Raw genomic sequence first — 26,675 nt, forward strand, 5'->3', positions numbered from 1 at the left:
TTAAGCCTGACTTAAGCGGCTTCTTCTGTTTTCAATCGTTGCATATAACGGTAATGTGAAAAGGTAACCAGCAATGCGACAAAAGCGATACCAGCCCCCAACATAAAGCCGCCTGAATACCCTATTGCAGCGGTCAACCCCACGAGCATCATTGAACTCGCTAATTCACCAATATCACGAGTGCTTTGCACTGCGGTCATATCTGTGCCTGCTTGATGGTAACGTGATGCAAACTGCATGCCTGCGGTCATGATAGCAACAGAGGTAATACCTGCTGACAAGGAACCAAGAACGATACATGTCGCCACTAACCCCATCATCACACCATTCACTGATTGCACCATCCAAAGTAAAGAGGATAGCAGTGCAAACAGTAAACCGAATGAAAAGGCCCGCCAAACACCTATCTTACCAATCAGCCATGCGCCACCGCCGCATCCTAATATCAAGGTTACCATTCCACCAGCCATCCCCATTTTGCCGATCTCCGCTAAAGACCAGCCTGCATCATTGAGGAATAGTTTAGCCAATCCAAACCCTGAAACAGCAGTGACAGCGGATAACAGTGTTAATAATAATAATCGAGGAGCACCACGCCGTTTAAAGGTGTTTAACAGACTTGCTTTTTCAGCGACAACGCTTGTCTGTGTTTTTTTCAGTGGGCATACCGCAATAAACAATAAGCTCAATAATGGTACGCACGCCAAAATTGCCAATGACATATGTTGGCCTAAAGAGTCGCTCATCATCATCAAGCCTGCGCCGCCAATAAAAAAGCCAGCCATCACCCCCGCTATCTGTATCGCATTAATTTTAGATAGCATTGCGCTATTGACTTGCTCTGCCGCCATTCCATCTGTGGCAATATCTTGGGTTGCACTCGCTAAAGAGGAAAGACAAAGTAATGCTACACACGCGATAGCATTTTCCACAGAAAACCCAATCACACTGAGTGAAAACATGCTCACAGTGACCACCACTTGCATTGGAATGATCCAACTTTTACGACGTCCTAATGTCTTTCCCCAATGGTTATCAACAAAAGGTGCCCAGAGGAATTTAATCACCCAAGGTAGTCCAACTAAGGGTAAAAAAGCTAATACACTCAGCTCACTGCCATCATGGCGTAAAAATGTCGGCAACGCATCCATTGCAACGCCCATTGGAATGCCTTGTGCAAGATATAATAACCCTAAGGTCACGACTAACTGTTTATTCTGTAATAGATCTTTCATATCCACTCCGATCACTTTTTTGTGGTGCGGACAATTTCGCAACACATACAAGTGCTAATAACAAAAATACGCCACAAAACAGCAAGATAAAATTAATTCGAGTCAAGTAGGCCGGCTGTTGCCATAGGGAACAAGCTAACGCGATGAAAAATAGCAGAGCAGATAATGAGGCAATCAGAATCAACATCTGACGTCTATGCTTAACCACCATACACATGACCCAAATGGCGCCCCAAAATAGAAAAAATACACGCATTGGCAATGAGAATGACAAGGACATCACGACAAGTAATCCGCTCGTTGACAACAACAATCCGCCACAACATCCCACTATTACCCCTGAAATAGGTGAATCTGAGTGCCGCCAGCACCACATTGCCAACCCACTTGCGACCAATACACAGCCGCTAAAGCCAGCAATAAAATGTAAAACGCTCAACACCATGTCGAGTTTCGGTAGCCATTGATATTGACCATAATGCAGTGGCTGGATACTGATAAAAGCACGAGTCCAAAATGCCTGCTCAGAAGAGTCTCGAATGCCCGTTAGCTGCCCTTTATGCAAATCGAAACGGTATTGTTCAAAATTCGCACTACTGGGTTGCCCTGCCCGCACGCCCCCCACAATCAACACGTTATCGCGGCGCATTAATATTTGAGGTGTGAATGATGGATAGGATTGTTCAAGCAATGTGAGAACTTGCTCGGGTTGGTAGCGGCCTTGTGTAGGCAGCTGGCTGGCTATCTCTCGAAAATCCCCCATCAATTGTTGCATCACTAATTGAGGATGATCAGGATTGACACTGCTTGCCAGCCCAACGGTACCTAAAGCGCCTACCCCTGATAATGCTCCCGTGACAGCAAACAGAATTAGCCATGGGTAACACCATAACCCCAACCCATTATGGAGATCATGGATCAATAAACGTAAATTTCGCCGACGCGGTATCTGCATCATGGAAGCTAGCTTACGTCGGTTAATAATAAAGCCACTGATTAAGAGTACTGCTAGTGCAAAACCAAATAGGCTGATAAAAATGCGTCCGGGGAAATCCATAAAGAGGCTCTTATGCAAAGTTACCAACCACATTGCGGGTGTATTTTGCACTAAAGGCTGGCCAGATATTGCGCTATAGCTGTTATCACATTGCCCTATTCCAAGGCAAAACGTGATCGTCGGATTAGCAGGTTGAGGTAGCTGCACTAATGTTGAGTCAGGCTGTCGTGCTAATAATTGCGATAATGGTAAGTGCTCACCCGAAAGCGGGGCTTTATTCCACCAAAGACGCAAGGCGTCGCTGCCTAAGCTCCAAGTACCACTCAACATGATCACAAATAAAAAAACACCTAAAAATGCCCCCGCACTACGATGCAAATTAGACATCCGGCGTATAAGAGGTACCGTCATAATCCCCCCTGCCAAAACAGTATTAACAATGGAATTGGCCACCATCCATAACTGCGCAACAACATTTGCTGCCACCCTTGGGCCGTTAAACTGTAGACAAACATGCCTATAGTGATAAAAACCGAAAGGAAAACAGCACCATAAAGGCGGTTTAATGGATCAACGGAAGGGTATAGCTGGGCTAATGATAGGGAGAGCACGACTCCCCCAATCAAAGTACCAATGACTGCGATGACACTGACTAATTTCATTAAAAATCAGCCTTTACCGTCAACATCACATTGCGAGGGTCGCCATAACGGTTATTCCATTGCGGTGAGAACAACCCGGAATAGTAGCGACGATCAAATATGTTATTTAGGTTAACGGCTGCTGTCCACGTTTCATCAATTTGATAACCTAAACGTGCATTAAACAGCGCATAGCCCCCTTGGCGTAAGGTGACATTGCCGTTGGTCGTGCTATAGGCACTTTGTGCTTGCATACCACCACCAACGCTCCATTTACGCTCATCCCAAGGAAGGTCATAATTTGTCCAAACCCGTAGCATATGACGTGGGGTTAAGGTGTTATAAGCATTCCCTTTATTTTGGCTATCATCACGATACTTGGTATCGGTGTAAGTATAACCAACAGAGACATCCCAAAATGGGGTAATGTAGCCAACACCTTCCAATTCAAAACCCTGACTACGAACCTTTCCACCGCTGATAAAGTAGTTATCGAAACCACCAGTTGGATGATCCGGATCTATTTGAGGGTTATTTTTAATATCTATTTGATACACCGCACCAGATAAGTTTACGCTGCCATTAAGCAACCCTGCCTTAATCCCTGTTTCCAACGTTTGCCCTTCCACAGGCTTAAGCATTTTGCCACTCCACGTTTTCGCCGTTTGTGGCTGATACACGGTTGAATAGCTGCTATACCAAGACCAATCTTTTGCAAAATCCCAAATCACACCACCGTATGGCGTGATACGGCCATTTTCCGTGAATTTAGCGCTTGGTGATTTCAGTTCCCACCAACTATCACGCGCACCAATAATCACCGTTACAGGCTCCACAACCTTAATTCTGCCCATCCCATATACGCCTTTTTGGGTCGTCTTGGTTGCTCCGGGTGAACTGTATTGGCCTATTTTAGGCTTAGGCACACTATGGGGATCCCAACGATAAACATTCACCGGAACATTCAGTGCAGGGTCAAACTCAGCGCTATACTGTTTTTCACTCGCATGAGAATAATTCACGCCCATGATCACATCATGTTTTTGCCCCCAACCTTCAACCTTGCCATTTAAGCTTGTATCCAGGCTGATTTGTTCGTTGCGGAATTTATACGCGCCTCCCATTAGCATGGCTCCATCCCCTGTTTCAGGGTCGATATTTCCCCATGCCCCCGCATAAATAAGCCTTGCATTAACGTGCTGATATTCGGTATTGAGCTTATACTGCCAATCATCGTTGATTTGGTGTTCAATGGCGGCAAAAGTACGGGTGGTATCCCATTTAAAACGATCCCAATCCACATCAAGATAGGTTTTACGAGGTAGATGTAAATCGCTACCATCTTTCCCCATCGGCACACCTGCCATATTGGTTACTGAATCAATTGTTTGATATTGTGCTCCCACCCGCAGCAACGTGTCCGGCGTTAGGTCGGCATCAACAGTGGCATACATTAAACGCGTCTTCTGATCGGAAACATCATAGAAGAAATCTTTATCTTCCCATGCCATAACAAAGCGTCCGCGAACACTCCCCGACTCATTAAGCAAGCCACCTACATCGGCCTCACCCCGATAACGATTCCAACTCCCGGCCGTTAAACTGAGTTTTGCCATGTCCTCTTTTGGCGCATGCTTACGTACCATATTGACTGTCGCAGCAGGGTTGCCCATACCGTGAAGCAACCCATTGGAGCCACGTAAAATCTCAACACGCTCATAGACCGCCATATCCTGTGGAGAGCTGGCCATATTACCGAGCAATGCCGGAACACCATCAATTTCAAAAGAGTCAATCTGGAAGCCGCGCACATAATAAGCGGTAGTCAACTTCACATAAGGGGCACTTGTCACCCCTGTCGCCCTTTGCATAACGTCATCAAGCGTTTGTAAGTTTTGTTTTTCGATTTGTTCACGATCAATCACACTGACCGATTGCGCCACTTCTCTTGGCTTTAAGGCTATTTTTCCTAATGTAGTGACACCCGGCTCAACATAGTCATCATCAACACTCGATAGGGTAGTGACTTGCATAACATCATGTTTAGATTGAGAGCTTTCTTCTGCCCCGACTGAAAAGGCCCACGGTGCAGTTGCCAAAAACAATGCACAGGGCGCTAATTTGAGCCCTGATAAGCGCTGAGAGTGATGAACAGACAACATTTTCTACCCTAAAAAGTTAAATGATAATTGTTATCAATTTAGCAATTTATGGGATTGGTTACTTTCGAATGCCGGATTTTGTCTATCGCTATCCGGCAACAACTAACGTTTTTTGAGTTGATTTGGCGAGAGACCAAAACGCTTACGAAATGCAACAGAGAAATGGGCTGGGGTATAACCAACCTGATAGGCGATGGTCGAAATGTTGGCGTCATGCACCGTTAACAATTGATACGCGGTATCTAAACGATACTCCTGTAACCAACCATAAATACTATTACCAAATAACTGGCGGAAGCCTTGGGTCAACTTACGCGTATTCATGCCAACACGCTTAGCTAATACATCCAAACTTGGAGGGGATTCTAACTCTTGCATCAAAATAGCTTTTGCCATGTGTAGATTATCAATCTCACGTTGGCGCAATTTTGGGGCTGTTTGTACTGGTTCATGTAAAAAATGATGTAAACACAGCGCAGTAATTTCAGTTACCTTGGCACCTAAATAAAGTTGGTGTAACGAAGGATGGGTTGGACAAGTAAATAGCTGCTGCGTCATCGCTAATACACTCGCAGGGATCGCGAAATGGCGTAGTTGAGCTTTATGAGAGGGATAGCAGCTATCAGGCAAAACTAATTGATGCTGTTCAAGCCACTCAGGTGAAATATCAATCATTGTATACTTCATTGGTTGGCAGGCGCGAAATAGGTTGCATAACTGATAGCTTTTCTGGCTGCCAGAGAGTATCAATGAGGGTGAATTCACTTCGACATTATGTCCAGAGCTGCTACGACAACCCATTGCGCCTTGATGTATGGCCACTAACTTCAGGCCTGCCTGTTGTTCTTCATCAATCCCAAGATCATGCGGGATCACAAACTCACCACGACTGATCCTGATAAAAGCACCAATCGAGTAATCTTCACGATGGGAATGAGCTTGATTAAGTTTGTCTTCAGAACACTGCTGCATGATCTTTTTCGAAACAAAGGCTATGTGCCTGCTATCTTGTCAAAGAAACAAGAAAATAACAATCATTATCATTTGCAATTTGTGCATTAAAACCTATTTGATACTGAATAGCTTAGCGTAATGTTTTGGATTAAGACGTAAAAAAAGAAATAATGTTATTAATATCATTAAGATATGTGCACCCCATACCCAAGCGAAACTTTGGCTGATTTCATGTAGCCATGCGGCAAAGAAAGGACCAAAGGCCGCAATAATAAATCCACCAGCTTGCATCAGAGAGGTTAACGCGCCAGCGCTTGCAGGATGAGGCAAATGATCAAGAGACGTAATAATACTTAGTGCAAAACACCCACCCAGCCCTATACCGATTAAACAAACCCATAAAAAAGGCACTGAATGAGGAAATACCACTAAACCAGCAAAACCAATTGCTTGGCTACATAGCGTTACCACCAACCAAAATCGACGATCAATATTATGGGAAGCTAAAACAGGGATTAACAAAGCCGATAATGCTTGAAATACACTCAATAAAGCGACAAGTGAACCACTTTTTGCACTACTCATACCTTGTTCAATAAAAAAGGGGGCCAACCATGTTACGACTGAACCATATCCCGCATTAACAAGACCAAAGCCAACCATAAGCAACCATGCTCTTGGTTTTGTTAAAAACTGCAAAACTGACCCTTTCCCAGCATGTTGATGAGAAGCTGAAGAGCGTATATTGGCAATAATGGCGAATAAAGCAAATAAAGCGGGTAATGCCATCCACGCTAAAGCGGCTTGCCAATGACCAGACTCATGAGTGCAAGATGGTATCGCTTCATGACATGAGAAATTAGCAATAAGGGGCGTTAATTGTGCACCTATTGCTCCCCCTGCCATCAACATCGCCGAATAAAGCCCTGTCATTGCGGCCATTTTTTGTGGAAAACGTAATTTAATTAATCCAGGAAAAACGGCTTGAATATAAGCGGCTCCGACACCACAAATAAAAGCCGTTATGAGCAATTGCCCACTGTCAGCAACAAATAAGCGGCATAAGGAACCGATGAACAACAATAACATTGCCAGACTAATACCTAAGCGCTCTCCCAGCCTTTGGTTAAGCGCAGGAACAATTAAGGCTCCTATTCCCATTAATAGCATAGGCAATAAGGTGAGTAATGAAATACCTTGATAAGTCATCCCCGTCGTTTGCATAATGCCATCAATCAGTGGGCCGGGGCCGGTCATAAACGGCCTTAAATTAATCCCGACCAATACGATTGTCAGTACTAAACCCAGCGATGCTGTTTGACGTTCACTCATTAATGTTGTTGTTCCCGCCAAAAAGTATAAAGTGCTGATTGCGTTTCATTTTCTGGCTTTAATTGTACAAAAGTCAGTCCGCTTTGCTGTTGTGGCTCCACTCTAAGTGCCTGTGCAATTGCTTCTGTTGATAAGCCAAATGGCTCTGCATCTTGATTTGAATAAGCGTAAATAATTCGTGAAATCCCTGCCATACGCATTGCCGCTAAACACATTGGGCATGGTTGTCCGCTCGCATAGACCACACAATCCTCTAATCGAGTGCGCTGAAGGATCTCCCCTGCTTGTCTTAAAGCCATTAGCTCTGCATGCGCTGTGGGATCACACAATTCAAGCATCTGATTAACCCCTGTTGCAATGACTTTACCATCACAAACAATCACGGCTCCGAAGGGACGGCCGCCCGTTTTAACATTTTCTTTAGCCAGTGAAATTGCTTGTCGCAAAAACTGTTTATCTAACATTACTTAGCTCCTGAATTTTCAAGAATTTCAACTAGATTGTCATAACCCTTTTGCTTGGCCAACGCTAACGGAGATTTCCCTGAAGCGTCCGCTAAATTGACATCGGCGCCACCCTTGATCAATTGAGTCACAATAGCCGCATATTTTTCACTACCATCACCCAGTATGATTGCCTCTATCAGAGCCGTCCAGCCTAATCTGTTTACATGATTAACGTCGACTCCCGCATCAATTAAAGTTTGTACCGTTTTTACATGCCCGCGCTCTGCGGCAGGAATTAATGCTGTTCCACCATAGCGGTTAGTGCTTTTCAAATCCGCGCCATGGGCTAGGGTCATTTCTAAAATTTCCTGTAATCCCCTAGCCCCTGCATATAAATAAGGGGAATCTTGTATTGCATCGCGTGCATTCACATTGGCACCTTGTTCAATTAAAAATTGAGCCACCTCGATTTGATTAGCATGTGTTGCCGCCATTAAGGGAGTACGCAAACGTAAGTCTCGTTGCTCAATATCTGCTCCTTGTTGAATAGCTTGGGTAACCGCCGGCAAATCCCCTTTTTCAGCCAAAGCGACTAGAGATGATGAATTTGCCTGTGCAAATGATTTAACAATAAATATCAATGATATACTAAGAATAACTAACATATAGCCTAGCCATTTGGCTGGCAAAAATAGTGTTTTCATTGTCCCCCTCCTCTGCAATCTATTTAATCTACTGAAAATATATGCTATTTAAAAATTAAATATTCAAATGCTAGGTATCTATAAAATGAATACGTTATTAAATTTGGTCTTACTTAAAACTTTTATTGCGGTGGCAGAGACCGGCAGCTTCACTGTCGCTTCACAACATTTAAACTCGACTCAATCCACTCTGAGCCAACAGATCCAGCGCTTAGAAGCCTTAGTGGGCCAGCCTTTATTGATACGCGCCCATCGAATGCTCACATTAACTGAAACAGGTGAAATCCTGTTCAGTTATGCCAAAAAAATTATCGCACTCAATGATATGTTTTTTATGAAAATTACAGGCAATGCGGTGATCCAAACGTTACGTCTTGGTTTCCCTGAAGATTTTGCTTCTGGGCAAGTTACACCAACCCTTGCGACGTTTATGCGTGACCACCCGAACATTCGTTTAGAGGTTACCAGTGGTTTAAGCCGCCAACTTCATCAACGATACCAGCAAGGTGAACTCGATTTAATTATAGTGAAGCAACGAAAAGGTGAATTTAAGAGCCATTATCGTTGGCCAGAACCTTTATGTTGGCTAACAAGCACTAATAATCAACATGTTAATGCCGATTCTTTGCCTTTGATTGTTTTCCCTGAAAATGGCTTGTATCGTAACGATATGTTCCGCTTACTGGATATTGAACAGCGCCCTTGGCATATTACCTATACTTGCACAAGCCTTGCTGGTATTCAAAGCGCCATTACCGATGGCCTTGGCATCAGTTTATTACCACTGCGAGCTAAGCTACCACAGCATCGTATACTGACTGCACAAGAAGGCTTTCCTGATGCAGAGGAGATGGAAATTGCTCTGCATGTCCATGGCAATTCAGAAGTGGTTTTAACGCTAGCTGAACGCCTAGCACGACAATTTGAACAACTTTGATAAAGAACATGATATGCAGAAACTCTTTGATCACCTAATCACACTAGAAAAAAAGCTACATCATTATTCAAATAGAGATAATTTAGAATTTCTTGAAAATATTCTGCACCCAGCGTTTTTAGAATTTTGCCGCTCTGGTGTGAGCGCCGATAAAACAGAGACACTTTTAGCCCTCACTCAAGCTAATAATTTATTGGAAATTCACTCCGAAAATTTCCAATGTGCACAGATAGATGCGAATACAGTGCTCATCACCTATTTAAGTTTTCAACTTGATAATGGAATACGTATTAAACAAACACTACGCTCATCGATTTGGAGCAAAAATCAGCACAACCAATGGCAGCTCCGTTTCCACCAAGGAACACCACGTTCGTTATAAATGCTTTTTTGCTGCATCGTAAACGTCATTACGATGCAGCTTTCCTATGACATATAAACAAATTTCGTTTATTTACTCTATGCAATTTCATGGCTACTATTTTATTTGTTTATTAAAAATAATATCTAATAAATTTAAATAGTTAATGGAATAAATAAAAGGAATTTCAAATGAAAAGACACCCTATTCGACCTAGCTACGACCCCCATAATTGTAATAGTGATATACCTCATATACCTGATACACACTGGGATCCACATTCAAAAGCATGGGAGTTCAATGATGTACAAGTTAATCATGACTTCATCCCAGCAAGCTGGCCGCCTGAAGTCAAGGATGCATTAAAGAACAATGTTTATCTTGTTTGTGGTGAAAAGAATTGTCCGTATCTTAAAGAAAAAAATTTTCAAGAATGAATGAAAGCGATCAATAGTGGTGATAAGACGGGTGCTTTAAGAATTTACAGTCAAAGATTTGCGCAATTCAGGAATATGAAAAAAAGCATGATTATGGCGAGTTTAGATAGAGCCAGAGTCGCAAGGGAAAGACAAGGTCCATGTGGTTATTCAGGGCCTATACGGTCAACAGGTATTATTGCAATGCCAGGGATATAGAGTGCGTGGAAAGATCTCCTCACAAGTATGCCAAATGAAATTACTTATACTCCCCATTCGTATACCGTTAATTTTAATAATTCATCAAACTTAGAGTCATCATTTGATGTGGGGATTAAATATCTAGTGGAATGAAAACGGTTAATACAGTGGGACCAGGAGCTTATCTTATTGACGCTACTGGTGGTGGAACTGCAAGTATACGCATAAAATCACATTCAGTACCTATCACGGTCAGTATAAGCTTCCCTAAATAATTCATTATCTAACTATATAAAACTAAAAGAAGTACAACGTGATTTCTTTTAGTTTTTAGCATTTCGCCCATAGCTTTCTAAAATATTATTTATTACTTTTTTATCCGAAAATGCCTGTCTATATCCATTTTCAGATTGTATTTCCCCTGCGATATACGTTTGAGAAATTTTATTTACACCGAAGTAAAGGGATACCTTTTTACCAATATTTTTACTCAGAAAAGAATTAAATCTTTCCGAACATTTAGGTGTTCTATTGATCTCAATATTCAAAACATAGTCATTTTTTAACTGTGAATGTCCCAATTGAAGTACAGAAACACACTCTTTTTCTAAAATAAACTCATCATTTTCAAATTTATAGACGAGCCTATCGTTGTTACCTGCCACTGAACAACCTATTGATAAGACACCAACAATAGCGATTAAAAAATTCTGGATCCATCGACTCACTCAAATATCTCCTTTATAACAAATAAAAAATAATAACTTCCATCTTAGCTTGTTATACATTTAGTTTCAGTGCTCAAAAATACAAAAATCCCCCAGTAAGATAACCCTACTGAGGGATTGATTTAGCGATTAGCTTGGTTAACCAAGCCTAAGCACAATTATAGAACGTCAACGCAGTTCAGTTCTTTGAACGCTTGCTCTAAACGAACAACCATGGATTCTTGACCTTTACGCAGCCATACGCGTGGGTCATAGTATTTTTTGTTAGGCTTGTCATCACCTTCTGGGTTACCCAACTGACCTTGCAGATAACCTTCGTTCTTTTTGTAGTAGTTCAGGATACCTTCCCAAGTTGCCCACTGAGTATCTGTATCGATGTTCATTTTGATAACACCGTAGCTAACCGCTTCTTTGATTTCAGCAGCGCTTGAGCCAGAACCACCGTGGAAAACAAAGTCTAGGCTGTTGTGAGGCAGATTAAATTTCTCAGAAACATAGTCCTGTGAGTTACGTAGAATTTTTGGCGTTAACTGGACGTTACCTGGCTTATAAACACCGTGAACGTTACCGAAAGAAGCCGCGATAGTGAAACGTGGGCTGATTGCGCTCAGTTTCTCATACGCGTAAGCAACGTCTTCTGGTTGAGTGTACAGCGCTGAACTGTCCATACCGGTGTTATCAACACCATCTTCTTCACCACCAGTACAACCGAGTTCGATTTCTAGCGTCATGTCAATTTTTGCCATGCGAGCCAGATACTTAGCACAGATCTCGATATTTTCTTCCAGAGTTTCTTCAGACAGGTCGATCATATGTGAAGAGAACAGAGGCTTACCGGTTTTCGCGTAATGTTTTTCACCTGCATCTAACAAACCATCAATCCATGGCAGCAATTTACGTGCGCAGTGGTCAGTATGTAGGATCACAGGAACACCATAATGCTCAGCCATTTGATGAACATGATGTGCGCCAGAGATTGAACCCAGAATAGCGGCTTGTTGCCCTTCTGCTTTCAAGCCTTTACCCGCGATAAAAGCCGCACCGCCGTTAGAAAACTGAACAATAACTGGAGCACGTACTTTCGCTGCCGCTTCAAGTACGGCATTAATTGAGTCTGTACCGACACAGTTCACCGCTGGCAATGCGAAGTTATTTTCTTTGGCAACTGCGAAAACTTTCTGTACATCATCACCTGTGAGAACACCCGGTTTTACAAAATCAAAAATTTTAGACATTTGAAAAGGTCCTGTGTTAAACAGGCTGCCTACGCAGCCTGTTGTTCATGACAAATTAATTACGCTTTAGCACGTTCTTCCAGCATCACAACCGCCGGCAGTTTTTTACCTTCAACGAATTCAAGGAATGCACCGCCGCCTGTTGAAATGTATGAAATCTTATCCGCAATACCGAATAAATCGATAGCCGCTAATGTGTCACCACCACCCGCGATAGAGAAAGCTTCACTATCAGCGATTGCACGTGCAACGATTTCGGTTCCTTTACGGAAGTTAGGGAATTCAAAAACACCAACTGGGCCATTCCACAGAATGGTTTTAGCATTTTTCAGAATTTCAGCCAGACGCTCAGCAGACTCGTCACCTAAGTCGAGGATCTGCTCATCATCTTTAATTTTAGTACTTGATTTTAATGTCGCTTCCGCAGTTTCAGAGAACTCCGTTGCTACACGGACATCAGTCGGTACTGGAATATGGCAGTTTGCCAATAATTTTTTCGCTTCTGGGATCAGATCCGCTTCATATAAAGAGCGACCAACATTATTACCTTCAGCGGCAATAAAGGTGTTTGCAATACCACCACCCACAATTAATTGATCGGCAATTTTAGAGAGTGAATCTAAAACGGTCAGTTTTGTCGATACTTTTGAACCACCGACAATCGCCACCATTGGGCGAGCAGGGTTATCCAGTGCTTTACCTAATGCTTCAAGTTCAGCGCTGAGTAGAGGACCAGCACAAGCAACTGGCGAGAATTTAGCAACGCCATGCGTTGATGCTTGAGCACGGTGAGCGGTACCAAAAGCATCCATGACATAAACATCACACAGTGCAGCATACTGTTTTGACAGCGTTTCATCGTCTTTTTTCTCGCCTTTATTGAAGCGAACGTTTTCCAAAACGACTAACTCGCCTTCCGCGATATCCACGCCACCTAAATAGTCTTTGACTAAACGAACCGGGTAATCAATCTTTTCAGCCAGATAGTCAACAACAGGTTGCAGTGAAAATTCTTCATTATACTCGCCTTCAGTCGGACGACCGAGGTGAGATGTGACCATGACTTTAGCACCTTGCTTGAGAGCAGTTTCAATTGTTGGTAATGAAGCACGGATACGTGCATCAGAAGTAACTTTGCCATCTTTTACAGGAACGTTTAGGTCAGAACGGATGAAAACGCGTTTACCCGCTAGGTCCAAATCGGTCATCTTAATTACAGACATGGTGAATCCTCTTGTTGATTCTCTATAAAGTTTTCATTAATGGCTGTGTGGGTCATAGTCTACCCTACCGTCTGTCAGCCGTTAATTAGTTGAAACCTGTTGCTGCCATCGCTAAAGTTGTATCTAGCATCCGGTTAGCAAACCCCCATTCGTTATCACACCAAACAAGGGTTTTAATTAAATGCTTACCGCTCACTCTCGTTTGTGTGCCATCAACAATCGCACTGTGCGGATCATGATTAAAATCCATCGAGACTAACGGTAATTCAGTATAGTCTACTATACCACGAAAATGTCCATGCGCGGCGCTTCGCAAGAGTTGGTTTACCGTTGCTACGCTAACATCACTGTGCACGGTAACACTCAAATCAATGGCTGTCACATTGGTTGTCGGTACACGTACCGATATCGCCTCAAAATGATTTTGAAATTTTGGAAAAATTCGCGTAATACCCGCTGCTAGCTTAGTATCAACCGGAATAATTGATTGGCTGGCAGCTCGCGTTCTTCTTAGGTCATGATGATAAGCATCGATAACAGGCTGATCATTCATTGATGCATGGATTGTTGTTACCGTGCCTGACTCAATACCGAACGCATCATCTAACAGTTTAATGATCGGAATAATACAGTTTGTGGTACAAGATGCGTTTGAAATAATTTTATCGTCAATTGTTAGACTATCATGATTAACGCCATAGACAACTGTCGCATCAAGATCATCCGAGCCAGGATGGGAGAAGAGCACTTTTTTAGCGCCCGCATCGAGGTGAGCTAAGCCATCTGCGCGAGAACCGAATGCCCCACTACAGTCAAGCACAACATCAACTCCAAGTTCTTTCCAAGGTAGCGAACTGATATCAGGTTGATGAAAGAGACGAATATTGTCATCGCCGACCTGCAACAGCGAACCGCTAAGGCGGACATCCCAAGCAAAGCGACCATGGCTTGAGTCATACTTCAGCAAATGCGCAATCCCTTCAGGGCTTGCCAGCTCATTAACCGCGACAACCGTAATTTCAGCACGTCGCCCAGACTCATATAAAGCCCTTAGTACACTCCGTCCGATCCGACCGAAGCCGTTAATCGCCACTTTTATTGGCATCCTACACCTTGAATTTCAACAAAATCACACGGCTGATAAGGATAACTGACTCACACAAACTCTACTGCTGATTTTAACGGTCAAACATCAAAAATGTGCTTCACTCGACACTTTTGAAATTTTTTAGCTTATTGACCACAGCAACTGAAACGGTTCAGCTATTTAAGAATTAGATTAAGGGATATAGGCACAGAACGCAATAGTCAAAACACATGAAATGCACAAAAAAACAACGCCCCTACAGCAAAATTGATGTAAGGGCGTATTTCACTCTTTCTTACGACCCGTAATTAGGTCGTAAAATAATTACTTCAGCAATGACTTAGCAGCTTTCACTGCGCTTTCAACAGTGATACCGAACTCTTTGAATAGTTCTTCAGCAGGTGCTGATTCACCAAATGTATGCATACCAACGATAGCCCCATTGAGACCTGTATATTTGAACCAGTAATCTGCAATGCCTGCTTCAATAGCAACACGCTTAGTCACACTTGATGGTAGAACGCCTTCACGGTATGCCGCGTCTTGTTTATCAAATACCTCGGTTGAAGGCATTGAAACAACACGTACTTTACGGCCTTCGCCAGTCAGTTGGTCAGCGGCTTTCACTGCTAACTCAACTTCTGAACCTGTCGCGATAAAGATAAGCTCCGGCTGGCCATCGCTATCTTTCAGGATATAAGCCCCTTTCTCGATCTCCGCTAATTGCTTAGCAGTACGTGGTTGCTGCTCCAGATTTTGGCGAGAGAAGATCAGCGCACTTGGGCCATCTTTACGCTCGATAGCGTATTTCCATGCGACAGCAGATTCAACTTGGTCACATGGACGCCATGTATTCATATTAGGCGTTACACGTAAGCTAGCTAATTGCTCAACAGGTTGGTGAGTTGGGCCATCTTCACCCAGACCGATAGAGTCGTGAGTATAAACAAAGATACTACGCACTTTCATCAATGCAGCCATACGCACAGCATTGCGTGCATATTCAACGAACATGAGGAATGTTGCACCATAAGGAACAAATCCACCATGTAAAGCAATACCATTCATGATTGCTGACATACCGAATTCACGTACACCATAATGGATGTAGTTACCCGCTTTGTCTTCATTCAATGGTTTAGAGCCAGACCACATAGTCAAGTTACTTGGTGCTAAGTCAGCAGAACCACCTAAGAACTCAGGCAAGACTTTACCAAAGGCTTCTAAAGCATTTTGTGACGCTTTACGGCTAGCGATGTTGGCAGGATTTGCTTGCAGATTTTCAATAAATTTCTTCGCTTCTGCATCAAAATTAGCAGGCAATTCACCCGCCATACGGCGAGTAAATTCTTCAGCTAATTCAGGGAAGGCTTTTGCGTAAGCGGCGAACTTATCATTCCAAGCCGCTTGTTTTTCTTTACCAGCTTGACGGGCATCCCATGCTTGATAGATATCTTGTGGGATTTCGAATGGACAATACTGCCAGTCTAGATTTTTACGTGTTGCCGCAATTTCGGCATCACCTAATGGTGCACCGTGAACAGATTCTGTACCTGCTTTATTTGGGGAACCAAAACCGATCACGGTTTTACACATAATCAGCGTTGGTTTATCTGTTTCGCGCTGTGCTTCTGTGACAGCAGCATGAATTTGATCGGCATCGTGACCATCGATATCACGAATAACATGCCAGCCATAAGCTTCAAAACGTGCTGCGGTATCATCAGTAAACCAACCTTGTACATGACCGTCGATAGAGATACCGTTGTCATCATAAAACGCAATCAGTTTATTTAATTTCAGTGTCCCTGCTAGAGAGCACACTTCGTGTGAGATACCTTCCATCATACAACCATCACCCATGAACACATAAGTGTGATGGTCGACGATGTCATGGCCTGGGCGGTTAAATTGCGCCGCTAAAGTGCGTTCAGCGATAGCAAAACCGACTGCGTTTGCAATACCTTGCCCTAATGGACCTGTGGTGGTTTCAACGCCTGGAGTATAGCCATATTCAGGGTGGCCTGGTGTCTTAGAGTGGAGTTGACGGAAGTTTTTTAGCTCATCGATAGATAAGTCATAACCCGTCAGATGCAGCAAGCTATAGATCAGCATTGAACCATGGCCATTAGAGAGAACAAAACGGTCACGGTTAGCCCAGTGTGGATCTGCTGGGTTATGATTCATATAGTCACGCCACAGAACTTCAGCAATATCGGCCATGCCCATAGGCGCGCCAGGGTGCCCTGATTTTGCTTTTTGAACCGCATCCATACTTAGAAAGCGGATAGCATTAGCAAGGGTTTTACGAGTCGTCATTAGTATACTCCAGGTCGGATAAAAACGTACTTAAACCAATTTTCACAACGCAATACGGAATTATTGCACTTTTTCATAGGCAAACTATGAAACTAACGCAATTTGCTCCATACAGCAATTATTCGCTACATTTGTGCCCGCGAATCGTCAATAAATTAAGCCATTTCAGAGCTGAATCCTTTCCATTGCGCAAAATATCACTTAAAGATGAGTTTTTTGCGCAATTCATTACCCTTATTAAACCTGAGTTTACCATCAGGGATCAAGGTGATTTATGCTTCTTATGCATTTAGAGATAACAATAGTGATTATTGACAAATTTTGCTATGAAAAATTGGCTGATTAGATAGGAGATAAACATGTACTCTACATATCGAAACAAAAAATCCCCTTTCGTTATACGACTTGGTTATAATCTCGATACAATAGCAGCCCACTAGCCACCAGAAAATGAGTACATTTAGCTCAAACGCACTGAATAATCCAAGGCAGATAAGCATGAAGAAGAGATATCTGCTAATAAATAAAATAATGCATTAGAGGTTTAATTGTGGCATTTGAAATTTTTCGCAATATCGTGCACTACGGTTTTCATTTTTTAGTGCCAATCTTATTTGGCTATCTATTTTGGCGAAAAAATTGGAAATTAGCGGCATTATTGATGATAGCAACCATGGCGATCGATTTAGATCATTTACTGGCCGATCCGATTTTTGATCCTAATCGCTGCGGTATTGGTTTCCATCCGTTACATACTGGTTGGGCAGCTATCGCGTATGTGATGATATTTTTACTGCCATCATGGAAATTAAAAGCAATTGCGGTGGGGTGTTTATTCCATCTTTTTACCGATTCAGTGGATTGTTATATGGGGAGTTTAAAACAAAATACCACCAATATAGTTCTCATTGAGAAATATCATGAGCACAGAACCTCACTATATTAGTGGTTAGCCATATACAAACCAAAATCGGCTATTTATGATAATAAATATCCATGCTCATAAATAGCCAGATTCTACATTTAACCTATATTACTAAGCATAATAAATATCCTTGGAGCTACTTACTCATGCTCCGATAAAAACCAACATACGCATTAGCAAATAATTGGCAGCCAAATTTGATACCTTCTTTAATCATAAATTGATATTTTGGTTCATCCCAATATTGATTGACAACTTTCAAAAAATCTTCCGAGTGTTCAATATCCAGTTCTCGATGTAAGCCATAATGGGTGATCTTATCTTCTGGAAGCCAACCCTCTTTAGCTATCGCTTCAAATATCATGCACGATACATCAACAAATGTTCTCTCAATACCCGCATACATAGAAGCAGCAAAACGAAAATCACAAAAAGAAGAAACTCCACGTAATGCTTCATTAAAGATCCGAGCATTAGGTGGGGGGTTTTGTAAATCAATACTGGATATATCACCACCTAAACGTTCGATTAAAGTTATGATTGTATTTCCATGCACATTTTCCTTAACACCTTGACCGTGTTCTTCCCAAAGATTCCCCACCAAGGCAATTCGTGAAATAGGATCGGATATATTGGCTATAATTTGTGCCATTGGCCTACTGAAAAAATAAACCATCGGTGCAAATTCTAATTGGCTATTTAAAAATTGTTCATGGGTCATTTCACCAGAAGTCAGAGATTTAAAATAGGGATTTTCAGGCAGATTTAAATCAAGTATAGATGATTCCAATTGGTTTTTTAATTCTATATTCAATGACATACATCAACCTCCAAGTTTATTTTTAGGGAAAAATACGTTTTTTATCAAACAAGATAAAAGTAAATTAATCATTTCCTTTAAAATAACCATGGCATATTTCAGTTACATTGACTTATATTTAATTATATTAATCATTAATAATTTATTAGCTCATTAAATTACCGATAAAAATAGCATCATAAAATATACAAGTTTAAATAATTCACATCATTAACAAAGTGAAATAACCATTCTAATTTCCAATATATAAATTATATTTCCATCACTTTAGTTTAATTAAAAGTACACGATGATATTTTGTCGCTTTTATGGAAGCTAAAAATAATTACGCCCGGGGTATTTTTACCGATTCACTGGATTGTGATATGAAAAGAGTTTAATACTAAACACGCTACATAATATTTGAATACGGTAGCTTTGGCTCAGTTTTTTAATTATCGCAAGTTGTTCAGGGAGTCTGACATCACCAGACAAGTAGCCTTCTTTAAGAGCTCGTCATGCTTTTCGAGATGAGCAATTTTCTTTTTTAGTGCACGAATTTCAACTTGTTCTGGTGTCATTGCCGATGCTTTTGGCGAAATACCTTTACGCTCGTTTTTGAGTTGCCGCCCCCATTATCCAATGGTTGATTTACCCACGCCCATGGTATTGGCAGCTTCGGCCGCGGAACAATTTTAATCAATGACAAATTGAGTCGCTTCAAGTTTAAGTTCAGCACTTAAAAATCGTTTTATACGTTTTGCAATAAATGTCACCTGTTTTTTTATGAGGTAATATATCACCTCTGACTTGGTAACCAAATTAACTTTACTACTCCAAATTTTCATAAATCCAGTAAATTTCTGAGAAATGGGAACATATTCAATTTCTGTAGCTATTACTTATAAGATTAGTCTAATATGCACTCATTTCTCTAAATAAAAATACCGTTGATAGCACCTGCATATCCAAAATTAGAGCAAATGGCATCACTCAATTTGTAAATAGCAATGAAATTGATGTCACTTTATTATTTATTGTAAGATGCATTTCAATTAATTGTACCTATTACTACAACACTTGTTTGATATTCCCCTGCTGTAACACTCCCTGTAGACGATTTTAGCTGTCCATCAATTGTGAATGTCACTTCCCCTATCCCCGTATTAACGATCGATGACCCGCCTAATTTCCCATTTATACCAATAGAAGCATTAAAAGGGCCCAGTTTAACTGAATCTCCACCAACCACAGTAAAGGTAATAGATGCATCCTTTGTACAAGATACTGAGCCTATAGATTGAGCCATGTTTCCAGCCCAGTCATTCATGCCTACAGTTCCAAAGTTCAGATCAGGTAAATTCACATTACATACAGCTGGGATGTCAGGAATTAACCCAGAAGGAATATCAGTGCCACGTACAGTATTATAAAATAAAGACCGGCAAGTAGAACTGTTGACTGTATTTGATGTGCAAGCGATTACATTTGCCAAAGCAGTCATAGACCCATTACGAGGTAAAACCCGAGTATGATTATAACTTCCATTAGTGCAAGACCGATTGGCACATATACCAGATATACCCCGCCAAATATAAAATTTGTTGATGCTTGGTAATGGAATATTAACTGTCGGTAAATCGGATAAAATAGCTTGATTACATGGTTTATCAACCTTTATATACAGATTGGGATCATAAAATACATCACCAGACATATCCCAACGCATATGCCCGTAACTGTAATCATACCAGCCGTCAGACTCAGAAAAGTATAGAGTTCCATACAAATAACATGATGATCCTCCTGATACGTTAGAAAGCGTATTGTATTTAGCATCAATAGTCACTGCTCCACCGGAGTAGCCATAACTTTCAGCGGACATAACTCCAGAATCATACCCAACAGAATCGGTTATAGGACGCCGATCAATATTATCTTGGATTTTATATACTGTTCCAAATATTGAAAAAGACCCTTCACTATATCCTATTGCTCTTTGCGGAGTATTGTTCTGATTGAAGTAAGATGCCCCAATAGAAGTTAATGGAAAAGTGAATAGCAAAAGAGCTAACTGAATGCGCATTTATGGATTCCTTGTGTCGCTTGATAATGAATACTCATCAACGAAATCTATTTTGAAATTGAATACCAAGAAATTTGCCACCGCTTAAACTGTTATTGTGAGATAAATACTAAGCAATAGATGGCAAATAAATCACTACTAAACCTTAGCGAGCATTGACGTATATAGTCTTGCACTAGCCTGATAGAAAACACCCCGTCTCTACCCCGTAAAATGGAGCATCGCTTCACTGATATATCAACATATACGTCAGCGTCGCCGTAAAAAAACCCGGCTGAATGCTCTCTACCGTTGCGTCTTCCACTGCCTGTATATATGACCGTAACCGTATCGTCATATCCCCTTTTTTTATCGGCATTAAAGGCTCTACCTGAGTGTTATTAATGGGTAACGCTACACCACTCGGGGTTTCAAGACCTATCGCAATCCCACTAGCCTGACTTCCAGCATCCACATTCAGTAATCCATTGTCGGTCGTCGAAACACCGCTAAATTTCACTGCAATACTATTTCCCAAAGAAGTATCACAATCCGTCAAATGAAATTGGATGTCTTCCTTGCTATAACGACGTTGTCCATTCAGCAAATCCTTTGAATTAATATTGCCCCCAAAGTCAACTCCGAAGTTCTCATAATTCGGGTCAACCGTGCACGGCAACGCAATCAACGTTCCACTGTACTGAATATCATTACTGTTCGCCGCCTGAGCCACTGACGGTAGAAAACTGCAACACCACAGTATTGCACTCATCGACATCCAGAAAGTTCTCTTGTGATTGAATATCCTCATGGGTAATTCATCTCCACACTGGCCGTCGCGGTAAAATTCCCTTCATATAACATTGCAGACGGGTCAGTATCCTTCACTGGCACCGCATACAAGGGTAAAGTTGCAACGCCATTATCCGACATCGTTATCGGTGTCCCTGTGTTAGGTGGTATGACGACCCCTTGATGGTATAATCGAACCCCCAACCCGGTCTGACTAGCTTGCAAGGCTTTATTATCAAAACTCTCCGCGACCATCCCGCGATACTCAAGATATAACGCCACGGCATTCCCAAGCCCTGTTCCGCAACTCAGCGTCAAGGTAAAGTCTTGGCGATAGTTTTCGCCATTAATCTTGGTGATCCCCACCTCGCCAAACGGCACGCGGATCGGCTGGTCAACCCCGTCCGGCCCCGCCACATCACACGGCGGGTTTTGGATTAAGTTGGCGGTAAAGTTCACATCTACCGCATACGTCGTCAGCGGCATCAAGCCGCTTAGCCATAATGCCATTGCAGATATCTTAGCTTGTCGGTTCATCATTATTGATACTCCACACTCAACGTCGCGGATGCAGTCATCTGACCGTCATTAATCCCCCCAGTCCCACTGCCAATCGGTATCACACTAAGGGTTGGCTGAGTGCTATAATTAAAATGACGCCAGACGCCTAAATTCAGATTACTGTTACCCGCCATAAGGCGTAATCCTAAGTTCTGGTCCGAGGTGGACAACACATTCGCCGCTTGGCCACTCATGCGGGGGCCATCAAATTTCAGTTTTAAGGCTGGATTACTTGCTGCATCGTCGCAACTTAGAGTATACGGAATGTCAGTTTTTCCGTAGCTAACCCCATCGATGTTTTTTATGATCAGGTCGCCCATCGCCACATTGATGGGCTGTCCAATCCCGTCAGGCCCGTAGATATCACAGGTCTTCTCAACTACCGTGACCTTCACGGTTAAGGTATAGGTTTCTGCAAGGGTCGCCGCTGAACACAGCATCAAACTGCTCATCAACAGACTGGTTGCCAGCACTTTCGGCAGTCGACATCGTCTCATTGTCATAATGATGACCACTCCTACTCGTACAACATTTCAAATGCAATCAGCGCCGAATACGCCCCCGGCACAAGCTGCCCCGTTCTCACCGGCGTCACGTAATAGGTCAACTGACTTTGCCCTGAAGGCAATAACTGTGGCTCACTTTCTAACCCCAAAGGTAGCAGTGAACCATTTGGTGTCGTGATAGCCAGCCCCAATCCTTTTACCCCATTGACACGAGCGATATCCGGCATTGATGGCACACTATCTGCTAAAAAACGAATTTTGACTGCTGGTTGACTGGAGCTCCATGCTGTCATTCCCGTTTGTACATTATCTAAACGAGTCTCTGTTTCTAAACAGTCCTCTAACTCAATCTGAAACGGTACGGGTGCTCCTCTACCATTATGCTGCAAGGTACTGGTATCCAAATTCCCCATCTCAACTGATTGGTAACTAGATGTCATCGCTAGCCGACATGGGCTTTCCGTTAATGAACCAGACACGTACAACACACCATGCTGTCCATCGACATTCCAGTTATCTACTGGCCGATAGAGATTGCCATTATTATCCGCCGCCATGCCTGATAAACTGACGGTGCTGCTAAACATCGCTAGAAGTAAGCCGTATCGGAAAACGTTTTTTCTTTGTAAGTCTGTCATGCGCACTCCTTCAATATGGGCACCGTCAGTCGGGTGCTTACTCGAATTATTCGCTTTTACCATTTGGAACAACCTGACAGCTCGACACCTGACAGCGGAAGGTCAAATTAGGGCGTCCACCATAATCATTGATGTAAGTCAGTACGGGATTATTTCCTAATTGATTAGCGCTGATGCCTAAATCATCCTGTCCAAACGGTGGCACCATGACTGGTGTAAAATCTTTACCATCCGATGCTTTGCCATTAGTTGTCGCATTAATAATCGTGACGTAATACGGTGTGGGATTTTTCACGATATAACGTTCACCTTGTTTATCTAAGGTTAATTTGTCTTGCCATGGCGCACCGTTTTTTTCAGGTATTATCGCTTTAGGTCGATAAAACAGCTTCACTCGTGTTTGCAGAGCAATTTGTAATGTGTTTGGTTTATCGCTTTTTGGCGGTATTTCTCGTAAATTAAAATAAAATAAAGACTCACGATCTTGAGGTAACGAATTAATAGCAGGTAATGCTTCAATTTTTACTTGGCTTGATTTACCTGGCTCTATACGCTGTACGGGCGGTAATACAACCAATGGCGATTGGATCTTCTGCCCTTCCGCATTTTCAATCCACCCTTGCGCTAAATATGGTAACTGTTTGTTGTTATTTGAAATATTGAGTGAGATTGACTTTTGTCCACCATCAAAAATAACCCGAGTCCTATCCATCGATACCGCGGAATAAGCTGTGCTGCTAAATAATGCCAAACCAATTAACCCCATGGTTGTACGATAAGAAATCGTTAATTGCATAGTTATTTACCTTTTATTTCTGTGTTCTCTCTTGAGCCATGCTTTTCGTGAATTAGGCTATTCTTGTGCTGAATAAAACTATCTTTTCGCTATCACTGTTGATGCTGGTAACGTTGTCGGAATACACGGCAGTAGTAATGCTTCCTGTAAAGAACCTAACTGAATAGGAAAAGTGATCTGGCAAGCCTTATCTTCTCCCCATGTCACAGTCATCACACTCTGAGGGTTAATACCACTGATATAAGCGCTTCCAGAATCACCCACAATTCCTGTGTTTTGCGCTTTACTGTTTTGTATTTGAGCGCCGAATGGCGGGTGGCTACCATCAGGCAATCGCAGTACAGTCATCGCTTTTTGTCCTGATACCACAGCAAAATGACGATAACCTACAGCGCCTTCTGTGAGCGTAGCTTGTACTACCGACTGCTGTGCTTCTACATTGTCTGGTAATGCATTTAAATCAATTTGAGCCTTACTACGGTAGTAACTACTCACATCACCAACAATGGCTTTACCAAACATATTCGAGGTGATCGGTGCACCTATCCCTTTGATCGGTACATCCGAAACACCATCGGTATCGACTAACATTCGCGTTCCTCCTAATGTATTCACACGATGAAGTCCGCCTCCCTCTGGGGTAAAAGTCATTCCACCGCTCATTGATAGACCAAATGCACTATATTGGTTATGCATATAACTCACATTAGCCGTTAAACGTGCGATATCAGCTTGATGGGTGATAAATGCACTTCCCGTTCCTCCTTTTTTGCTACTCCCGGCACTCAACTGGTATGTCGTTCGATCATTGATTCGGTCGTAATAGGTCGCCCGATTTGTCGTATCGTAGCGACTACTATTCAGCGAATACCCTACGTTGGCGCCGTTACTTAAGGGGAATGAGGTCGATAGATATATACTGTCATCCTTGACACCGTTATAAACACTGCGGTTTGCCGATAAGTTAACACTGATATTTTTGAGTGAACCAATATCCATATATTTCGACAGCATAATGCTGTAATAATCATTATCCGGCTGATCCCAATAAGTTTGGTGGTTATAGTTGAGGTATAACGACATTCCTAACTCGCCGAAATTTTTATTCAGCGATATCGTATATAACTCTTTACTTCCTCCATAACGCTCACCGGTTTTCAGTGCATTTAAGAAATCAGACATCGACATAAAGTCACGCTCGGAAAAGCGATAACCTGCAAATTGAATAGTGCTATCAATCGCCTCAAAACGTTTAGAGTAATTAATACGGTAAGAACCTCCGCTTAAATTCCCCATATTTGGTAATCGAGCAAAAGATTGAGTAACATCGAAAGATAAAGCTCCAAATGCCAATAAATCACGCCCAATACCCAGCGATACGGCATTGTAATTTTTACTATTCAGGCTACCGCCAAATAGTGACCAGCCATTGTTGACTCCCCACGAAAATTCACCCGTGACAAAAGAATCCCCTTCACTGTGACGCTGATAATTAGTTGGCTGGCCTAATGCTAATTTGTATTGCATTTGCCCCGGACGCGTTAAATAAGGCAAGCTAGCTGTATCTATTTGAAAGTCTTGAGTTGTACCATCTTGTTCTTTAACTGTGATATCGAGTTTGCCACTAACAGCATCACTCAAATCCTGAATACGAAACGGCCCAGGAGCGACTTGTGTTTCGTACAACACTCGCCCTTGCTGGCTAACTATTACCGTCGCATTTGTTTTTGCGATACCTGTCACTTCTGGTGCATAACCACGCAAATTTGGCGGGAGCATATTCAATTCAGAACGCACACTGGCGCCAATAAAACGAAATGAATCAAAGATATTAGAAACGAGGTAATCCTCCCCTAATACCAATTTAGCAGCGAGTGACGGCAATGCGCGATAGGCATAAAACCGATTCCAGTCAAAGTCTTTATTAACCGAATCACCAGAACCAGTAGCATGATTTAAACGACCTTGCCAATCAGCGCGAAAGCGCCAAGCCCCTAAGTTCACCCCTACAATACCATTTCCATTTAACGCATAACTATCGTGACCACCGTTATATGAATTATTGGCATTACCATTAATGTTATAGTCCAGCATCAACGCAGCAATTCCCTCATCCCAACGCGATGGTGGATCCCAGTTAGGCGCAGTGAATTCGAGATAAGCTTGTGGGATACTCACGTATAATGACGAGGTAGCTAAATCACCATGGATTTGCATCCCTGGTAAACTACTTGCTGTCAGACACTGTCCGTCATGCCACCATGCCAACTCTTTTTTTGCCGATGAAGTCAATCCAAATTGATCCGCTACCTCTGGCGATATACAAGCTGTGCTACCTTGTGGATCATCTTCAGGGGGATAAAAAGGCACTGACACTTCTGAAAACTGCTCGCCATTTACCTTTAATGTTAAAGAATAGGTCCCCGGCATGATGTAACCCGCACGAGAGAACTGCTCTAGATCAATGTTATTTTTATCTTCTAGATCTAGCACATCCGTATTGAATTCAATTGTCTCAGTTGCCCACAATGGCGTTGATAGACCATAGAATGAAAAAACAATGGCTAGGCCTAAGCGACTAAGGCGAAAAAATACAGGTCGTGAAGAAGACATAA

Annotated in this window: 25 protein-coding genes and 1 pseudogene; 4 read left to right on the forward strand and 22 right to left on the reverse strand. The window is 42.3% G+C overall.

Annotated elements, in window-relative coordinates:
• Window positions 1–11: 11 nt before the first annotated feature.
• From O7C57_RS16335 to O7C57_RS16370, 8 genes are all read right to left on the reverse strand, one after another.
• Window positions 12–1,235, reverse strand: coding sequence for a RhtX/FptX family siderophore transporter (locus O7C57_RS16335; protein ID WP_247047364.1), 1,224 nt, complete (start codon window positions 1,233–1,235; stop codon window positions 12–14).
• Window positions 1,213–2,643: a PepSY-associated TM helix domain-containing protein gene (locus O7C57_RS16340; RefSeq protein ID WP_269723351.1), complete on the reverse strand. Its 1,431-nt coding sequence runs from the start codon at window positions 2,641–2,643 to the stop codon at window positions 1,213–1,215. The genes O7C57_RS16335 and O7C57_RS16340 overlap by 23 nt, the downstream gene beginning before the upstream one ends.
• Window positions 2,640–2,894: a hypothetical protein gene (locus tag O7C57_RS21695; protein ID WP_154622652.1), complete on the reverse strand. Its 255-nt coding sequence runs from the start codon at window positions 2,892–2,894 to the stop codon at window positions 2,640–2,642. The genes O7C57_RS16340 and O7C57_RS21695 overlap by 4 nt, the downstream gene beginning before the upstream one ends.
• Window positions 2,894–5,035, reverse strand: coding sequence for a TonB-dependent siderophore receptor (locus tag O7C57_RS16350; protein WP_154622651.1), 2,142 nt, complete (start codon window positions 5,033–5,035; stop codon window positions 2,894–2,896). Before O7C57_RS16350 ends, O7C57_RS21695 begins: the two co-directional genes overlap by 1 nt.
• Before the next feature lie 102 nt (window positions 5,036–5,137).
• On the reverse strand, window positions 5,138–6,007 hold the full coding sequence (locus O7C57_RS16355; protein WP_154622650.1) for a helix-turn-helix domain-containing protein: 870 nt from the start codon (window positions 6,005–6,007) through the stop codon (window positions 5,138–5,140).
• 93 nt (window positions 6,008–6,100) lie between these two features.
• Window positions 6,101–7,321, reverse strand: a complete 1,221-nt coding sequence (locus O7C57_RS16360) for a cyanate transporter (RefSeq protein ID WP_269723352.1) — start codon at window positions 7,319–7,321, stop codon at window positions 6,101–6,103.
• Entirely contained in the window at window positions 7,321–7,785 is a 465-nt protein-coding gene (locus O7C57_RS16365; RefSeq protein WP_154622648.1) for a nucleoside deaminase, read from the reverse strand. The genes O7C57_RS16360 and O7C57_RS16365 overlap by 1 nt, the downstream gene beginning before the upstream one ends.
• On the reverse strand, window positions 7,785–8,471 hold the full coding sequence (locus O7C57_RS16370) for an ankyrin repeat domain-containing protein (protein WP_154622647.1): 687 nt from the start codon (window positions 8,469–8,471) through the stop codon (window positions 7,785–7,787). The genes O7C57_RS16365 and O7C57_RS16370 overlap by 1 nt, the downstream gene beginning before the upstream one ends.
• An 85-nt stretch (window positions 8,472–8,556) precedes the next feature.
• Here O7C57_RS16370 and O7C57_RS16375 point away from each other — a divergent pair, with 85 nt between their 5' ends.
• The 3 genes from O7C57_RS16375 (at window position 8,557) to O7C57_RS21700 (ending at window position 10,206) form a co-directional block, all read left to right on the forward strand.
• Window positions 8,557–9,408 carry a LysR substrate-binding domain-containing protein gene (locus O7C57_RS16375; protein WP_154622646.1) on the forward strand — a complete coding sequence of 284 codons (852 nt, stop codon included), beginning with the start codon at window positions 8,557–8,559 and terminating at the stop codon, window positions 9,406–9,408.
• Between the two features lie 13 nt (window positions 9,409–9,421).
• Window positions 9,422–9,790 (forward strand): DUF4440 domain-containing protein, encoded by a 369-nt coding sequence (locus tag O7C57_RS16380; RefSeq protein ID WP_231131829.1) that lies wholly within the window; start codon window positions 9,422–9,424, stop codon window positions 9,788–9,790.
• Between the two features lie 170 nt (window positions 9,791–9,960).
• Window positions 9,961–10,206 (forward strand): hypothetical protein, encoded by a 246-nt coding sequence (locus O7C57_RS21700; protein WP_269723353.1) that lies wholly within the window; start codon window positions 9,961–9,963, stop codon window positions 10,204–10,206.
• 503 nt (window positions 10,207–10,709) lie between these two features.
• Here O7C57_RS21700 and O7C57_RS16390 read toward each other — a convergent pair.
• From O7C57_RS16390 to tkt, 5 genes are all read right to left on the reverse strand, one after another.
• A complete protein-coding gene (locus tag O7C57_RS16390) occupies window positions 10,710–11,114 on the reverse strand; it encodes a hypothetical protein (RefSeq protein WP_269723354.1) in 405 nt (134 codons plus the stop codon).
• Between the two features lie 158 nt (window positions 11,115–11,272).
• Entirely contained in the window at window positions 11,273–12,349 is a 1,077-nt protein-coding gene (fbaA, locus tag O7C57_RS16395; RefSeq protein WP_154623656.1) for a class II fructose-bisphosphate aldolase, read from the reverse strand.
• Window positions 12,350–12,408: 59 nt separating this feature from the next.
• Window positions 12,409–13,572 (reverse strand): phosphoglycerate kinase, encoded by a 1,164-nt coding sequence (gene pgk / locus O7C57_RS16400; RefSeq protein WP_154623657.1) that lies wholly within the window; start codon window positions 13,570–13,572, stop codon window positions 12,409–12,411.
• Window positions 13,573–13,657: 85 nt separating this feature from the next.
• A complete protein-coding gene (epd, locus tag O7C57_RS16405; RefSeq protein WP_154623658.1) occupies window positions 13,658–14,677 on the reverse strand; it encodes an erythrose-4-phosphate dehydrogenase in 1,020 nt (339 codons plus the stop codon).
• A 306-nt stretch (window positions 14,678–14,983) separates the two neighbouring features.
• Window positions 14,984–16,978 (reverse strand): transketolase, encoded by a 1,995-nt coding sequence (gene tkt, locus O7C57_RS16410; protein WP_269723355.1) that lies wholly within the window; start codon window positions 16,976–16,978, stop codon window positions 14,984–14,986.
• Between the two features lie 550 nt (window positions 16,979–17,528).
• Between tkt and O7C57_RS16415 the strand changes: the two genes are divergently transcribed.
• The gene (locus O7C57_RS16415) at window positions 17,529–17,924 is read left to right on the forward strand and encodes a DUF6122 family protein (RefSeq protein WP_163860724.1); all 396 of its coding nucleotides are present in this window, start codon (window positions 17,529–17,531) and stop codon (window positions 17,922–17,924) included.
• Between the two features lie 115 nt (window positions 17,925–18,039).
• On the opposite strand, the gene O7C57_RS16420 is transcribed toward O7C57_RS16415, so the two are convergent.
• From O7C57_RS16420 to O7C57_RS16460, 9 genes and pseudogenes are all read right to left on the reverse strand, one after another.
• Window positions 18,040–18,723, reverse strand: coding sequence for a TenA family transcriptional regulator (locus O7C57_RS16420; protein ID WP_163860723.1), 684 nt, complete (start codon window positions 18,721–18,723; stop codon window positions 18,040–18,042).
• 363 nt (window positions 18,724–19,086) lie between these two features.
• A pseudogene (locus tag O7C57_RS16425) lies at window positions 19,087–19,469 on the reverse strand (transposase); the annotation flags it as partial.
• Between the two features lie 284 nt (window positions 19,470–19,753).
• The gene (locus O7C57_RS16430; protein WP_154624418.1) at window positions 19,754–20,788 is read right to left on the reverse strand and encodes a hypothetical protein; all 1,035 of its coding nucleotides are present in this window, start codon (window positions 20,786–20,788) and stop codon (window positions 19,754–19,756) included.
• A 226-nt stretch (window positions 20,789–21,014) separates the two neighbouring features.
• Window positions 21,015–21,539: a fimbrial protein gene (locus O7C57_RS16435; protein ID WP_225829620.1), complete on the reverse strand. Its 525-nt coding sequence runs from the start codon at window positions 21,537–21,539 to the stop codon at window positions 21,015–21,017.
• 35 nt (window positions 21,540–21,574) lie between these two features.
• A complete protein-coding gene (locus O7C57_RS16440) occupies window positions 21,575–21,976 on the reverse strand; it encodes a fimbrial protein (RefSeq protein WP_237069619.1) in 402 nt (133 codons plus the stop codon).
• Between the two features lie 122 nt (window positions 21,977–22,098).
• Complete coding sequence (locus O7C57_RS16445; protein WP_223854850.1) at window positions 22,099–22,623, reverse strand: fimbrial protein; 525 nt, start codon at window positions 22,621–22,623, stop codon at window positions 22,099–22,101.
• A gap of 14 nt (window positions 22,624–22,637) precedes the next feature.
• Window positions 22,638–23,327 (reverse strand): fimbrial protein, encoded by a 690-nt coding sequence (locus tag O7C57_RS16450; RefSeq protein WP_004927229.1) that lies wholly within the window; start codon window positions 23,325–23,327, stop codon window positions 22,638–22,640.
• A complete protein-coding gene (locus O7C57_RS16455; protein ID WP_042117401.1) occupies window positions 23,311–24,060 on the reverse strand; it encodes a fimbria/pilus periplasmic chaperone in 750 nt (249 codons plus the stop codon). The genes O7C57_RS16450 and O7C57_RS16455 overlap by 17 nt, the downstream gene beginning before the upstream one ends.
• A 78-nt stretch (window positions 24,061–24,138) precedes the next feature.
• The gene (locus O7C57_RS16460; protein WP_154624417.1) at window positions 24,139–26,673 is read right to left on the reverse strand and encodes an outer membrane usher protein; all 2,535 of its coding nucleotides are present in this window, start codon (window positions 26,671–26,673) and stop codon (window positions 24,139–24,141) included.
• Between the last annotated feature and the right edge of the window lie 2 nt (window positions 26,674–26,675).

This window comes from Providencia sp. 21OH12SH02B-Prov (assembly GCF_027362595.1).
GTDB lineage: Bacteria > Pseudomonadota > Gammaproteobacteria > Enterobacterales > Enterobacteriaceae > Providencia > Providencia zhejiangensis.